Genomic DNA, 13,284 nt, shown 5'->3' on the forward strand with positions numbered 1-13,284 from the left:
GAACAGTCATGAAATTAGCCATTGTTACCGCCTGCCCGAACGGCATGGTCACCAGTGTGCTGTGCGCCCGCCTGCTCGATGCGGCGGCCCAGCGCCAGGGTTGGAGCACCAGTGTCGAGGTCCACGACAGCCTGCACCCGGAGCGCGAGCTGTCGGCGGCGACGATCGATGCGGCTGAATGGGTGTTGCTGGTCAGCAGCGTGCCGGTAGAGATGTCGCGGTTTGTCGGCAAGCGGGTTTTTCAAAGCACCCCAGCCCAGGCGTTGCAGGATGTCGAGGCGGTCTTGCGTCGGGGGGCCGAAGAGGCCCGGCTGCATGTCGCGCCCAAGGCCGTGCCCGAGGTGGCAGCGGCGCCGGTTGCGCCGCTCAAGCGCGCACCGCGCCTGGTGGCGGTGACCGCCTGCCCGACCGGCGTGGCCCACACCTTCATGGCCGCCGAGGCCTTGCAGCAGTCGGCCAAGCGCCTGGGCTATGACCTGCTGGTGGAAACCCAGGGCTCGGTCGGCGCCCGCAACCCGCTGAGCGCGACGGCGATCGCCGAGGCCGATGTGGTGTTGCTGGCGGCGGATATCGAAGTCGCCACCGAGCGTTTCGCCGGCAAGAAGATCTACCGTTGCGGCACCGGTATCGCCTTGAAGCAACCGGACGCGACCCTCGACAAGGCGCTGGCCGAAGGCCGGCCTGAGCAAGTCACCACGGGCAACGCCGCGGCACCTGCCAAGCAGGAAAAGACCGGTGTCTACAAACACCTGCTGACCGGTGTCTCGTTCATGTTGCCGATGGTGGTGGCGGGCGGCCTGATGATCGCCTTGTCGTTCGTCTTCGGCATCACCGCCTTCAAGGAGCCCGGCACGCTGGCGGCCGCCTTGATGCAGATCGGCGGCGAAAGCGCGTTCAAGTTGATGGTGCCGTTGCTGGCCGGCTACATCGCCTATTCGATTGCCGACCGTCCGGGCCTGGCGCCGGGCATGATCGGCGGCCTGCTGGCGAGCACCCTGGGCGCGGGCTTTATCGGCGGGATCATCGCCGGTTTTCTGGCCGGTTACAGCGCCAAGGCGATCAATCGTTATGCGCAGTTGCCCACCAGCCTTGAGGCCCTGAAGCCGATCCTGATCATTCCGTTGCTGGCGAGCCTGTTCACCGGCCTGGTGATGATCTATGTGGTGGGCAAACCGGTGGCGGGGATGCTCGAAGCACTGACGCATTTCCTCGACAGCATGGGCACCGCCAACGCCATTCTGCTCGGGGTGTTGCTGGGCGGAATGATGTGCGTCGACCTGGGCGGGCCGATCAACAAGGCGGCCTATGCGTTCTCGGTCGGGCTGCTGGCGTCGCAGAGTTATGCACCGATGGCGGCGACCATGGCGGCGGGCATGGTGCCGCCGATCGGCCTGGGGATCGCCACGCTGATTGCGCGGCACAAGTTTGCCCAGGGTGAGCGGGAGGCGGGCAAGGCGGCGTTCGTGCTGGGGCTGTGCTTTATCTCCGAGGGGGCGATTCCGTTCGCGGCCAAGGATCCGTTGCGGGTGATTCCGGCGAGCATTGCCGGCGGCGCGCTGACCGGTGCCTTGTCGATGTATTTCGGCTGCAAGCTGATGGCGCCCCACGGCGGCCTGTTCGTGATGCTGATCCCGAATGCGATCAACCATGCGCTGCTGTATTTGCTGGCGATTGTCGCCGGCAGTCTGCTGACGGCGTTGGCTTATGCCGTGCTCAAGCGGCCGGAAGTGGTTGAGCTGAGTATCGAACCGGCACGAGCTTGACTGTGTTGTTCCTTGTGGCGGGCGGGCAAGCCCGCTCGCCACAACGCGGTGTTCTGACCGAGCTTCAGTACACATCCCGCCGATAACGCCCTTGCTCGATCAGCGCCTCGACGGCCTTGGCCCCGAGCAATTCCAGCAACACCTGGTCGACTCCCGCCGCCATCCCCCGCAAGCTGCCGCAGATATACAGCGCCGCACCGGCCGCCAGCCATTTGCGCAGTTCATCCGCCGCGTCACGCAGACGATCCTGGACATAGATTCTCTCTGCCTGGTCGCGGGAAAATGCCAGGTCCAGTCGCGCCAGGTCACCGTTTGCGAGCCAGCCGATCAATTCTTCCGCGCAATGGAAGTCGTGAGCGATATTGCGCTCGCCAAACAACAACCAGTTATCTCGCTGGCCATCGGCAATACGGGCCTTGAGCAAGCTGCGCAGACCCGCCAGGCCCGTACCGTTGCCCAACAGGATCAGCGGACAGGGTGCCACCGGCAGATGGAAACCACTGTTGCGCCGCACCCGCAGGCTGATGCCGGCGCCCGGCGGTGCATGCTCGGTCAGCCACCCGGAACCCAGGCCCAGGCTGCCATCGGCATGGCGTTCCTGGCGCACGAGCAGTTCCAGTTGCCCATCGCTTTCAATGGACGCAATGGAGTACTCGCGTGGGCCCAGCGGTATCAGCGCGTCCACCAGTGCCTGGGCATGCAGGCCGAGCAGGTGGACCCGGTTCTCCGGCAACTGGCGTCCGCCCAGGGCCTGGGCGAGGCTTTCCCGCACGCCGTCGAGTTGCACCGGGCTGTCGGCCTCAAGCCCGAGCCCGGCGAGGAAATGTTCCACTGCCAGGGCATTCTGGCGCGGGCGGATTTCCACCAGGTCGCCGGCCTGCCATGGGGTGGGCGTCTCGGGCGTCAGGGCCAGCCGGTAGACGCCGGAACCGGTGCTGCCCGGATTGAGCAGTTCGCGCCTGCGCAAGGTCCAGGTGGCGAAGCTCGGTGCCTGCCAGGTCACCGGGGGAGCGCCGCCGGTCAACTGGTTGAGCTGCTGTTGCCAGTAGCGCAGGGCGTAGGGACTGCCGTTGTCGACTTCGACCGGGGCGAACAGGAGCGTGCCGCCGCGCTCTTCCAGCCAGTGATGCAGGCGTCGGGCGAAACCGCAGAAGTGCGGGTATTGCCGGTCACCGAGGGCCAGCACCGAATAGTTCAGGGTATCGAGGGACAGTGGCCGGCCGAGCACCTTGCGTTCGAATCCGCGGGCGCTGTCCGGCGCTTCGCCGTCGCCAAAGGTGCTGACGACGAACAGCGCATGGGCCGATTCACGCAGGTCCCGCTCTTCGAGGTCGGCGAGAGGCCGGACCCGCACCGGCAAGCCGGCGGCCTGCAACTGGCCGGCGCTCTGCCAGGCCAGTTGTTCGGCGAAACCGCTCTGGCTGGCGAAGCCGATCAGCCAGGCCGAGCGGTCGTCGCGCTGCGGTTCCAGCTCCTGGCGGGCCTGCTTCACCTGGCGTTTCTTGCGCCGCCGGTCCAGGTACAGCAGCCAGCCGGTGACGAAGAACAACGGCATGCTCAGGCTGGACAGCGTCAGCAGGATCCGGCCGATGACCCCGAAGTAACTGCCGACGTGCAGCGCGTAAAGGCTGGTCAGCAGCTGCGCCTTGAAGCTTTGGTCGGCGTAGCGCAAATGGTCGTGGATGACGCCGGTGAGCGGGTTCAGGTTGATCTGGTTGAGGGCGCGCTCATGGGGCGAATCCTTGAGCAGGTAGTAGACCGTCGCCGGTTGTCCGGCCACGGCCGGCATGCGGATGTTGTAGGCACTGAGGTCGGGGCCCGCGGCGCGTTGGAGGCTGGCCCAGATGGCGTCGTAGTCGGCGCTCGGCGTCGGACCGCTGGGCGACGGCGTACGCGGTCCGCCGCGACGTTGTTGCAGCGGCGAGTCGGCCAGTAGCTTGTTCAGGCCGTTGCTGTACCACTCGTAGGACCAGGACAGCCCGGTCAGCGCCGACAGCAGGTAGAACAGCAGGCACCAGGTGCCGGCGACCGCGTGCAGGTTCCAGTTGAAGGCGCGGCCTTTTTTCGCCCGGTCGAAGGTCAGCCAGGCCCGCCAGTCGAGGGCCTGGCGCGGCCAGCGCAGATAGAGTCCGGAGAGGCAGAAGAACACCAGCATCAGGGTGCACGCGCCGGTGATCTGCCGGCCGCTGTCGCCCATGGCGAGGAAACGGTGCAGTTGCAGCATCAGGCCGAAGAAGTCCTGGCCCTGGGCGTCGCCCTGGTAGTCGGCGGTGTAGGGGTCGAAGTAGCGCATCTGCCCACGGTGCTCGCCGGGCGGGGCCGTGAAGGCGACCCGCGCGGCGCTGTCGCCATGGGGTTCGACCCAGAGCATGGCGACGCGCTTGCCTTCGCGGGCTTCGAGCTTGCGCACCAGTTCGGCCGGGGGCAGCGCCTCGCCGTGCGCCGGCACCTCAAGTTGCAGGACGCTGGGATTGAGCAGGCGCAACAGTTCGTCCTGGAAGGACACCAGGGCACCGGTGATCCCCATGAAGGCCAGCACCAGCCCGGCGCTGATGCCGAACAGCCAGTGCAATTGGAACAGTGTCTTTTTCAACACGGGATCGCCTTGCCCTATCGAAGTGATTCTTACGGCGCGTATTATGCCGTGTGTTTATGAGAATGCGACGAATTCATATTCAGGATATTTTTTCGTGTGACGAAAAGCCCCGCTCATGGAGATGAGCGGGGCTTTTCTGTAGGAGCCAGCTTGCTGCGGGCGGCGTTCCGACGATGGCGTCCGCACAGGCGCCGCAAGGCTCAAGGGCCTCATCGCCGGCAAGCCGGCTCCCACAGGTTTCTTACCCGGCGCCGGTGGCCTTAAAAGTGGAAGCTGGTAGTGAACAACGCGGTCCGCCCCGGCGCCTGGTTGGCGAAGTGGGCGGCATAGGCCTTGTCGTAATAGGTCTCGTTGGTCAGGTTCTGGACGTTCAACTGCAGGTCGACGTTCCGGGTCAGCTTGTAGCTGGCCATGGCGTCGTAGCGGGTGTAGGCCGGTACATAGACGGTATTGGCACTGTCGCCGTAGACCTGATCGACATAAAAGGCGCCGCCCCCGACGGTCAACTTCGGCAGCACTTCATAAGTTGTCCACAGGCTGAAGCTGTTCTTCGGCGTGTTGGGCATCTGGTTGCCTTTGGCCGAGCCGGCGCTGATCACACCGTTACGACCGTTGAAGCCCGGGTCCACCAGTTCGCTGTCCAGGTAGCTGTAGCCGGCGAACACTTGCCACTTGTCGGTGATCTTGCCGCTGGCCGACAGTTCGATACCGTCGACACGGGATTCACCGGCGTTGCGGTAGGTGAGCTGGTCCACCAGGATCCGGGTGTTCTTCTTCTCGGTACGGAAGACCGCGGCGGTCAGGGACAGGCGGTTGTGGAACACATCCCACTTGGTGCCCAGCTCATAGTTGACGGTTTCTTCCGGCTTCAGGTCGCTGGTGGAGTTGCCGGCCGACAGCGGGTTGCCGTCGGCGCCTTCGCCCACCAGGGCACCGGGCGGTGTCGCGGAGGTGGCGTAGGACGCGTAGACACTACCGTTTTCAACCGGCTTCCAGACCAGGCCGGCTTGCCAGTTGAAGAAGTGGCTGTCGTTCTCCAGGCGGGTGGCTGCGGTCTTGGACTGCGTCTCGAAGCTGTCGTAGCGCAGGCCGGCGTTCAACAACCACTTGGGATCGAGCTCGATGGTGTCGAAGACATACGCGGCACGGGTGTCGGCGCTGGAGTCGGTGAAGGCGTAGTTGCGTACCGCCGTGCCGGTCCAGGGATCGTTCGGGTTGGGGTTGGACAGTGAGGTGCAGTACGGCGGTGCCGATCCCACCGGGCATTTCACGGCGCTGTTGTTCGACACGTTGTATCCGCTGTAGCGGCTTTGCTCGCGGCTGAACTCCAGGCCCGTGGAATAGTTGTTCTTGAAGCCCAGTGCATGGAACTCGCCGAACAGGTCGGTCTGGTTGGTGGTGGTGGTCGTGGTCCCGACCCGGGTGTTGGCCCGGCGCCAGACGTTGCCGTACTGGTTGACGTTGTGCTGGCTGTCGTCCGGCTGGGTGACGATATAGTCCTGGCCGGTGTTGCCGTGGCGCAGGGTGTTCTTGAGCGTCATCGAGTCGTTCAGGTCGTGCTCGATGGAGAAGGTGCTGATGTCGGCGCGGGTCTTGCGGAAGTCGCGGTCTTTCAGGCCGTAGAAGTTGCTGCTGTTGCCGCCGTCTGTCGGCTTGTCGTGCATATGGGCGGCGTTGCCGGCCTTGGAGCCGTAGCCGTAGGGAATCCCCGAGTCCGGCAGGTCGTCGCTTTGCATATGGTAGTAGCTGAGGTTGACCCGGGTCGGGGTGCCCAGGCCGAAGCTCAGCGACGGCGCCACGCCCCAGCGGTCGTAGTTGATCGCGTCGCGACCGGCGACGTTCTGCTCGTGGTTCATCAGGTTCAGGCGGAAGGCGGCGCTGTCGAGGAACTGGCGGTTCACGTCCAGGGTGTAGCGACGGGTCTGGTCGGAGCCATAGGTGAAGCCGCCATTGGTGAAGTCCTGCTGCTTGGGCTGCTTGCTGACCAGGTTCAGGCTGCCGCCGGCCGAGCCGCGACCGCCGAAGGCCGAGTTCGGGCCCTTGCTGACTTCGATGGATTCGACGTCGAAGATTTCCCGCGATTGCGCGCCGGTGTCGCGGACGCCGTCGACATAGGTGTCGCCCTGGGCATCGAAGCCACGGATGAACGGACGATCGCCTTGCGGGTTGCCGCCTTCACCGGCACCGAAGGTGATGCCGGGCACGGTGCGCAGGGCGTCCTGCAAGGAGGTGGCGGCGGTGTCCTTGAGCACCTGCTGCGGGACGACGGTCACCGAGCGCGGGGTGTCCGCCAGCGGTGCGGTGTATTTCTGCGAGGAGGCCTTTTCCACCTGGTAGGAAGTCGACTCCTGGTCTTGCCCCGTCACACTCGTAGCGTCCAACGCAATGCTGTTGCGCTGGCTCTTGCCGTCAGTGTTCTCGGCCGCTTGCGCCATCTGCGCGGCGGACGCGGCGCTGATGGCCACGCCCATCGCCGAGACGAGCAGACGTGGCGAACTGACTGGAAGATGCGGTTGTTGACGTGACATGTGACGTTCCCTCCCTAGGGTTTCAAGGCGGCGGAATATAAAGCAAACGATTATCTGTATCAATTGCGACACATTTCTATTCGCTCTTGATTTGCGTTCTTTACACTTTCCCTTTGCGGTTTTTACGCCCTGGTTGGTCTCTGCGGCGGATAGGGTTTTACAGCAACAATAAGAATCAATACCATTAACGCTCTTTCGTTTTCAGGTACCGACCATGCTGCTGCACATTCCCGGCTTGTTCTCCCGTGAAGAGGTGCTGCGCATACGCCAGGCGCTGAAACAGGCCGATTGGGCCGACGGCAAGGTAACGGCCGGCTATCAGTCGGCCAAGGCCAAGCACAACCTGCAACTGCCCGAGGGCCATCCGCTGGCGCAGGAAATCGGCGCGGCGATGCTGGAGCGGCTGTGGAAAAATCCGCAATTCATGTCAGCGGCGTTACCGCACAAGGTGTTCCCTCCGTTACTGAACTGTTACACGGCCGGTGGCAGTTTCGATTTCCATATCGATAACGCCGTGCGCCAGCCCCGGGGCAATCCGGAGCGGGTCCGTACCGACCTGTCATCCACGCTGTTCTTCAGCGATCCGGATGAATACGAGGGTGGGGAACTGGAGATCCAGGACACCTTCGGCACCCGCCAGGTCAAGTTGCCCGCCGGCGACCTGGTGCTCTATCCGGGCACCAGCCTGCACAAGGTCAACGCGGTGACCCGCGGTGCCCGCTATGCCGCGTTCTTCTGGACCCAGAGCCTGGTGCGTGAGGACAGCCAGCGCAGCTTGCTGTTCGAGATGGACGCGGCGATCCAGAGCCTGACCCGCGATGTTCCCGATCATCCGGCGCTGATCCAGCTCACCGGGACCTATCACAACCTGTTGCGTCGCTGGGTCGAGGTGTAGGTCATGGGCTTTCATCTGCGACGCGAGGAAGTCCTCGACGGCGATTCGCTCAAGGCCATGCTCGAAGAGAATCCGGCCCGGGCGGCCCAGGCGGTCTTATTGGCGGCCGGCCAGGGCGTGCTGGAGGCCCAGGCGCTGCTGGGACAGATCCTGCTGGACGGGCAGGGCATCGAGCAGGACCCGGCGCTGGCCTTGCGCTGGTTCCGGATTGCGGCGGATGGCGGTCACCTGATGGCGCGCAATATGCTCGGGCGTTGTCTCGAGCATGGCTGGGGCTGTGAGCCCGACGCCCAGGCGGCGGCGCGGGAATACCGCTTGGCCGCCGACGGCGGGCTGGACTGGGGCTTGTACAACTATGCCAATCTGCTGGCGACCGGGCGTGGGGTCGGCGAGGATCAGGTCGCGGCGTTGGCCTGCTACCGGCACGCCGCCGAACTCGGGCATGCCAAATCGATGAACCTGCTGGGGCGTTATCTGGAGGACGGGCGCTTCTGTCCGGCCGATCTCGTGGCGGCTTGCGAGTGGTATCGGTTGTCGGCCGAGGGCGGCGACTTTCGCGGGCAGTTCAGCTATGCGGCGGTGCTGGCGGACCTGGGGCAGCTCGACCAGGCGCGGGGTTGGTTGCGCCAGGCGCTGGCCGGTGGAAACCTGAAGTTCCTGCGGGTCGGCCGCCAGGCCTTGCTGGCGGCGCCGCATCCCGAGATCCGCGCGTTGGCGCTGGACTACCACCAGCGGGCGGCGCTGCTGGGCGATGAAACCGACCAGGCGGCGTTGCAGGCGCTGGCGGCTTGACCCTCAGGCGCCGAAAAATTTGCAGCCTGTAAATAGAAAAGGCCCGTGAGGATTCACGGGCCTTTCGGGAACAGCACGCGGTATGACCCGCGCGCGTTTCAGCGGTACGGCTTATTACACGTAGAACGATTTCAGCGGCGGGAAGCCATTGAATTCCACGGCGCTGTAGCTGGTGGTGTAGGCGCCGGTGGACAGCCAGTACAGGCGGTCGCCGGCCGCCAGGTTCAGCGGCAGGCCGTACTTGTAGTTTTCGTACATGATGTCGGCGCTGTCGCAGGTTGGACCAGCGATCACCACTTCTTCCACTTCGCCGTTCTTCTCGGTCCAGATCGGGAACTTGATCGACTCGTCGGTGGTTTCGATCAGGCCGGAGAATTTGCCCACGTCGGTGTACACCCAGCGCTCGACGGCGGTACGCGATTTACGCGCCACCAGCACGACTTCGCTGACCAGGATCCCGGCGTTGGCGATCAGCGAACGGCCTGGCTCCAGGATGATTTCCGGCAGGTCGTCGCCGAAGTCTTCCTTGAGGAAACGGATGATTTCCTCGGCGTAGGTTTCCAGGCTGTTGGTACGGGTGATGTAGTTGGCCGGGAAGCCGCCGCCCATGTTGATCAGCTTGAGGTGGATGCCGTCTTCTTCCTTCAGGCGTTCGAAGATCACCTTGACCTTGGCGATGGCCGCGTCCCAGACGCTGATATCGCGCTGTTGCGAACCGACGTGGAACGACACGCCATAAGGCACCAGGCCGAGGTCGCGCGCGAGGATCAGCAGGTCCATGGCCATGTCGGTCTGGCAGCCGAACTTGCGCGACAGCGGCCAGTCGGCGGTGGTCGAGCCTTCGGTCAGGATACGCACATAGACTTTCGAGCCCGGTGCGGCCTTGGCGATGTTGCGCAGGTCGGCTTCCGAGTCGGTGGCGTACAGGCGCACGCCCTTCTCGTAGAAGTAGCGGATGTCCTTGGATTTCTTGATGGTGTTGCCGTAGCTGATGCGATCCGGGCTGACGCCCTGGTTCATCACTTTATCCAGCTCGTAGATCGAGGCGATGTCGAAGCTCGAACCCTTTTCGTTCAACAGGTCGATGATTTCGACGGCCGGGTTGGCCTTGACGGCGTAGTAGACCTTGGCGAATTCGAAGCCTGCACGCAGGTCGTCGTAGGCCTGGGCGATCATCTGGGTGTCGATGACCACGAACGGGGTTTCTTGCTTGTCGGCGAACGCCTTCATTTTCTGAAAGGTTTCGCGCGCGAAATAGTCTTCGACCTGAATCGACATACGGTGGGGCTCCTAGTGGCAAACGTGATCTATCAATGGGTGCAAATGAACGTCCTCCGTATCCCCACTTTGGTTCGCCTACTTCCCAAGGCATTGCCGCCGAAAGCAAAAAGGCCATCCAGGTCGCTTGAAAGCTACTACGCTTGGCAATACTGCGTTGGGAAGAGGCTCGGAATGCTCATTTACAACCAGTAAACTCCGCTTCCTCGTCTCTTCCCGCCTTGTCTTGCCTGCGCTCGCTACGCTTTCAAGCGACCTGGAATGTTGTCCTTGGCCTTGCTGTCTCGTCGTCAGTACTTGAGCCGGATGGATCGTTTCCAGCATGGACGTTCGGCGCGAACTTTAGGACTTGAGGGGCTTGAGATCAACTAAAAATGTCGCGTTTTTGCACGCGCCCGTCGCGCGGCCCGGATCAGTCATTGTGTAACTGACCCGGATGACAGTCTGATGTTCCGTGAAAAACAGTCTTCAGCCATCCGTCAGGAGCTCAATGGTTCGGTTCTGCCATCGACTTAGGCTATAATCGCTGCCCTTTTTTGACTCACATGCCAGGCGATTTCCCATGACCCACCAGGCCGCCGAAGTCGCGAAACGCCGCACTTTCGCCATTATTTCCCACCCCGATGCCGGTAAAACCACCATCACCGAGAAGCTCCTGCTGATGGGCAAGGCGATCGCGGTGGCCGGTACGGTGAAATCCCGTAAGTCCGACCGCCATGCCACTTCCGACTGGATGGAAATGGAAAAGCAACGGGGTATCTCGATCACCACGTCGGTCATGCAGTTCCCGTATCGGGAGCACATGATCAACCTGCTCGACACCCCGGGCCACGAAGACTTCTCCGAAGACACCTACCGCACCCTGACCGCGGTCGACTCGGCGCTGATGGTCCTCGACGGCGGTAAAGGCGTCGAGCCACGGACCATCGCCCTGATGGACGTCTGCCGGCTGCGCGACACGCCGATCGTCAGTTTCATCAACAAGCTGGACCGCGATATCCGTGACCCGATCGAACTGCTCGACGAGATCGAAGCCGTCCTGAAGATCAAGGCCGCGCCGATCACCTGGCCGATCGGCTGCTACCGCGACTTCAAGGGCGTGTACCACCTGGCCGACGACTACATCATCGTCTACACCGCCGGTCACGGGCATGAGCGCACCGAGGTGAAGATCATCGACAAGCTCGACTCGCCGGAGGCCCGTGCGCATCTGGGCGACGAGTACGAGCGTTTCGTCGATCAGTTGGAACTGGTGCAGGGCGCCTGCCATGAGTTCGACCAGCAGGAATTCCTCGACGGCCAACTGACCCCGGTGTTCTTCGGTACCGCCCTGGGCAACTTCGGCGTGGACCACGTGCTGGATGCGGTGGTCGATTGGGCACCGAGGCCACTGGCCCGGGTGGCCAACGAGCGCACCGTGGAGCCGGTGGAGGAGAAGTTCTCCGGCTTCGTGTTCAAGATCCAGGCGAACATGGACCCCAAGCACCGCGACCGGATCGCCTTCATGCGCATCTGTTCGGGCAAGTACGACAAGGGCATGAAGATGCGCCACGTGCGTACCGGCAAGGACGTGCGGATCGGCGACGCGCTGACCTTCTTCTCCTCCGAGCGTGAGCAACTGGAAGAGGCCTATGCCGGCGACATCATCGGCCTGCACAACCACGGCACCATCCAGATCGGCGACACCTTCACCGAAGGCGAGGCCCTGGGCTTCACCGGTATTCCGCACTTTGCCCCGGAGCTGTTCCGTCGCGTGCGCCTGCGTGACCCGCTCAAGTCCAAGCAACTGCGCCAGGGCTTGCAGCAGTTGGCGGAGGAGGGCGCGACCCAGGTGTTCTTCCCCGAGCGCAGCAACGACATCATCCTCGGTGCCGTCGGTGTGCTGCAGTTCGATGTGGTCGCCAGTCGCTTGAAAGAGGAATACAAGGTCGAGTGCTCGTACGAGCCGATCACCGTGTGGTCCGCGCGCTGGATCGATTGCAGCGACAAGAAGAAGCTGGAAGAACTGCGGGCCAAGGCTGCGGAAAACCTCGCGCTGGACGGCGGCGGTCACCTGACCTACCTGGCGCCGACCCGGGTCAACCTGGCGCTGATGGAAGAGCGCTGGCCGGACGTGAAATTCCGCGCGACGCGCGAACATCACTAAATAGAAAGAAGTGATATGAAAAAGGCAAAACATGAGTGTTTTGCCTTTTTTATTAAGCGCGGAGGGCCGCCTGGAGTGGATGGTCGGCCCAAGTACCGTCAGCGCAACATCATTGAGCGCCTGTTTGTTTGGCTGAAAGAGCACCGCTGCATCGGCACACGCGTCGACAAACCGATGAAAAGTTTTTCAGCCATGGTCACGCTGGTTTGTTCGCAGCTATGTTTGCGACAGTATTTTTTGTACAGAGTCTAGGGAGAGAGCTGTGAACTTACGGATCGAGATAAAAGAAGCGCCTCAAGAAGCCGATTACCAAGCAATTCTGGCACCGTTGAGCGAATACAATAAGACACATACCGGACTGGGGGGCGTCGAAAAAATTGCAATCTTAATCCAGGATGAAACGGGCAACACTCAGGGTGGTTTATACGCAAAAATTTCCGGACAGTGGCTATTCGTTGAGTTGCTTGTTGTGCCTGAAATCGCCCGAGGGCAAGGAATGGGGTCGAAGTTGATGAGCATGGCGGAGGCGCTGGCTCGTAAGAAAGGCTGCCAAGGTATTTGGCTGGACACCTTCTCCTTCCAAGCGCCGGACTTTTACCTCCGGCTTGGCTTCAGCATATTCGGCGAACTTAAGGATTACCCGGTCGCCGGACATAATCGGTTTTTTATGCAAAAGCGTTTCGATGTCCTGTCTTCGGACAAATTGTAGTGAAGATGCCCCGCACACAGAAAGATTGCCCAGGGATAGTGGTGTTGAGAAACGCTGTTGAGAAGACCTTTATACCCTTTGGGTCTAATCATCAGTCGGAATAATTCTATCGCCAACCAGCAGTTTTCATCTGGCCAGTATGGAAAAGTCGGTTCAACCCGACTAGGTTCAGACAAGTTGCGGTTGCCTTCTTGAAGTCGGCTGCAAGGTGCTTGTGATTTATCCACGAGGGACAGCAACGATGAAAATCTTTCAACGCGGCGTGCTGCTGATCAAGGTACTGGTGCTGTTGATGGTGGGGGCTTCAGGTGCCTGGGCCAGTAATACGGTGTCGGATCATGGGGCGGTTTCTGTTTCGAAGGCCCCGACGCATATGCTCTATGCAGCCGATACCAAGCCTGACGACAGCAAGGACGACGGTTCGAGCGACGACAGCAGCGACGAAGACGATACCCAGGGCTGAGGTCCCGCCGTTACAGCGGATCTGTGCAACTCAAATGAAAAAGCCCTTTGCGCCAAGCGGATAGCTCTCTTGGTGCAAAGGGCTGGATTCACCCCTTTCAGCGCTCTCGCTTAC

General features: G+C 62.3%; 9 protein-coding genes and 1 pseudogene. 7 read left to right on the forward strand and 3 right to left on the reverse strand.

The window, feature by feature from the left end; all coding sequences use genetic code 11:
• The first annotated feature begins 8 nt into the window (after positions 1-8).
• Positions 9-1,763 (forward strand): PTS fructose-like transporter subunit IIB, encoded by a 1,755-nt coding sequence (locus tag NUH87_RS21810; protein WP_338522640.1) that lies wholly within the window; start codon positions 9-11, stop codon positions 1,761-1,763.
• Positions 1,764-1,827: 64 nt separating this feature from the next.
• Here the strand turns inward: NUH87_RS21810 and NUH87_RS21815 are convergent, their stop codons facing one another.
• A complete protein-coding gene (locus tag NUH87_RS21815) occupies positions 1,828-4,359 on the reverse strand; it encodes a sulfite reductase flavoprotein subunit alpha (protein WP_338522642.1) in 2,532 nt (843 codons plus the stop codon).
• Positions 4,360-4,619: 260 nt separating this feature from the next.
• Complete coding sequence (locus NUH87_RS21820) at positions 4,620-6,887, reverse strand: TonB-dependent siderophore receptor (RefSeq protein WP_338522643.1); 2,268 nt, start codon at positions 6,885-6,887, stop codon at positions 4,620-4,622.
• A gap of 214 nt (positions 6,888-7,101) precedes the next feature.
• Here NUH87_RS21820 and NUH87_RS21825 point away from each other — a divergent pair, with 214 nt between their 5' ends.
• Together NUH87_RS21825 and NUH87_RS21830 are read left to right on the forward strand one after the other, a co-directional pair.
• A complete protein-coding gene (locus NUH87_RS21825) occupies positions 7,102-7,782 on the forward strand; it encodes a Fe2+-dependent dioxygenase (RefSeq protein ID WP_338522645.1) in 681 nt (226 codons plus the stop codon).
• A gap of 3 nt (positions 7,783-7,785) precedes the next feature.
• Positions 7,786-8,574 carry a tetratricopeptide repeat protein gene (locus NUH87_RS21830; protein WP_338522646.1) on the forward strand — a complete coding sequence of 263 codons (789 nt, stop codon included), beginning with the start codon at positions 7,786-7,788 and terminating at the stop codon, positions 8,572-8,574.
• A 114-nt stretch (positions 8,575-8,688) separates the two neighbouring features.
• Here NUH87_RS21830 and NUH87_RS21835 read toward each other — a convergent pair whose 3' ends face one another.
• Positions 8,689-9,852, reverse strand: a complete 1,164-nt coding sequence (locus NUH87_RS21835; protein ID WP_040071005.1) for a type III PLP-dependent enzyme — start codon at positions 9,850-9,852, stop codon at positions 8,689-8,691.
• Positions 9,853-10,414: 562 nt separating this feature from the next.
• On the opposite strand from NUH87_RS21835, the gene NUH87_RS21840 reads away from it, so the two are divergent.
• The 4 genes and pseudogenes from NUH87_RS21840 to NUH87_RS21855 all read left to right on the forward strand — a co-directional run bounded on the left by NUH87_RS21840 (position 10,415) and on the right by NUH87_RS21855 (position 13,170).
• Positions 10,415-11,998 carry a peptide chain release factor 3 gene (locus tag NUH87_RS21840; RefSeq protein ID WP_040071004.1) on the forward strand — a complete coding sequence of 528 codons (1,584 nt, stop codon included), beginning with the start codon at positions 10,415-10,417 and terminating at the stop codon, positions 11,996-11,998.
• A 78-nt stretch (positions 11,999-12,076) separates the two neighbouring features.
• Positions 12,077-12,250, forward strand: a pseudogene (locus NUH87_RS21845) (IS5/IS1182 family transposase); the annotation flags it as partial.
• 10 nt (positions 12,251-12,260) lie between these two features.
• Positions 12,261-12,707: a GNAT family N-acetyltransferase gene (locus NUH87_RS21850; RefSeq protein ID WP_338522648.1), complete on the forward strand. Its 447-nt coding sequence runs from the start codon at positions 12,261-12,263 to the stop codon at positions 12,705-12,707.
• A gap of 241 nt (positions 12,708-12,948) precedes the next feature.
• On the forward strand, positions 12,949-13,170 hold the full coding sequence (locus tag NUH87_RS21855) for a hypothetical protein (RefSeq protein WP_040070999.1): 222 nt from the start codon (positions 12,949-12,951) through the stop codon (positions 13,168-13,170).
• Positions 13,171-13,284 lie beyond the last annotated feature (114 nt).

It is taken from the genome of Pseudomonas batumici (genome assembly GCF_036585405.1).
GTDB lineage: Bacteria > Pseudomonadota > Gammaproteobacteria > Pseudomonadales > Pseudomonadaceae > Aquipseudomonas > Aquipseudomonas batumici.

Excerpts from the sequence above, each read along its gene's own strand:
- NUH87_RS21835 (WP_040071005.1), bottom strand. The coding sequence starts at position 9,852 with ATGTCGATTCAGGTCGAAGACTATTTCGCGCGCGAAACCTTTCAGAAA.
- NUH87_RS21820 (WP_338522643.1), bottom strand. The coding sequence starts at position 6,887 with ATGTCACGTCAACAACCGCATCTTCCAGTCAGTTCGCCACGTCTGCTC.
- NUH87_RS21840 (WP_040071004.1), top strand. The coding sequence starts at position 10,415 with ATGACCCACCAGGCCGCCGAAGTCGCGAAACGCCGCACTTTCGCCATT.
- NUH87_RS21810 (WP_338522640.1), top strand. The coding sequence starts at position 9 with ATGAAATTAGCCATTGTTACCGCCTGCCCGAACGGCATGGTCACCAGT.
- NUH87_RS21855 (WP_040070999.1), top strand. The coding sequence starts at position 12,949 with ATGAAAATCTTTCAACGCGGCGTGCTGCTGATCAAGGTACTGGTGCTG.
- NUH87_RS21830 (WP_338522646.1), top strand. The coding sequence starts at position 7,786 with ATGGGCTTTCATCTGCGACGCGAGGAAGTCCTCGACGGCGATTCGCTC.
- NUH87_RS21825 (WP_338522645.1), top strand. The coding sequence starts at position 7,102 with ATGCTGCTGCACATTCCCGGCTTGTTCTCCCGTGAAGAGGTGCTGCGC.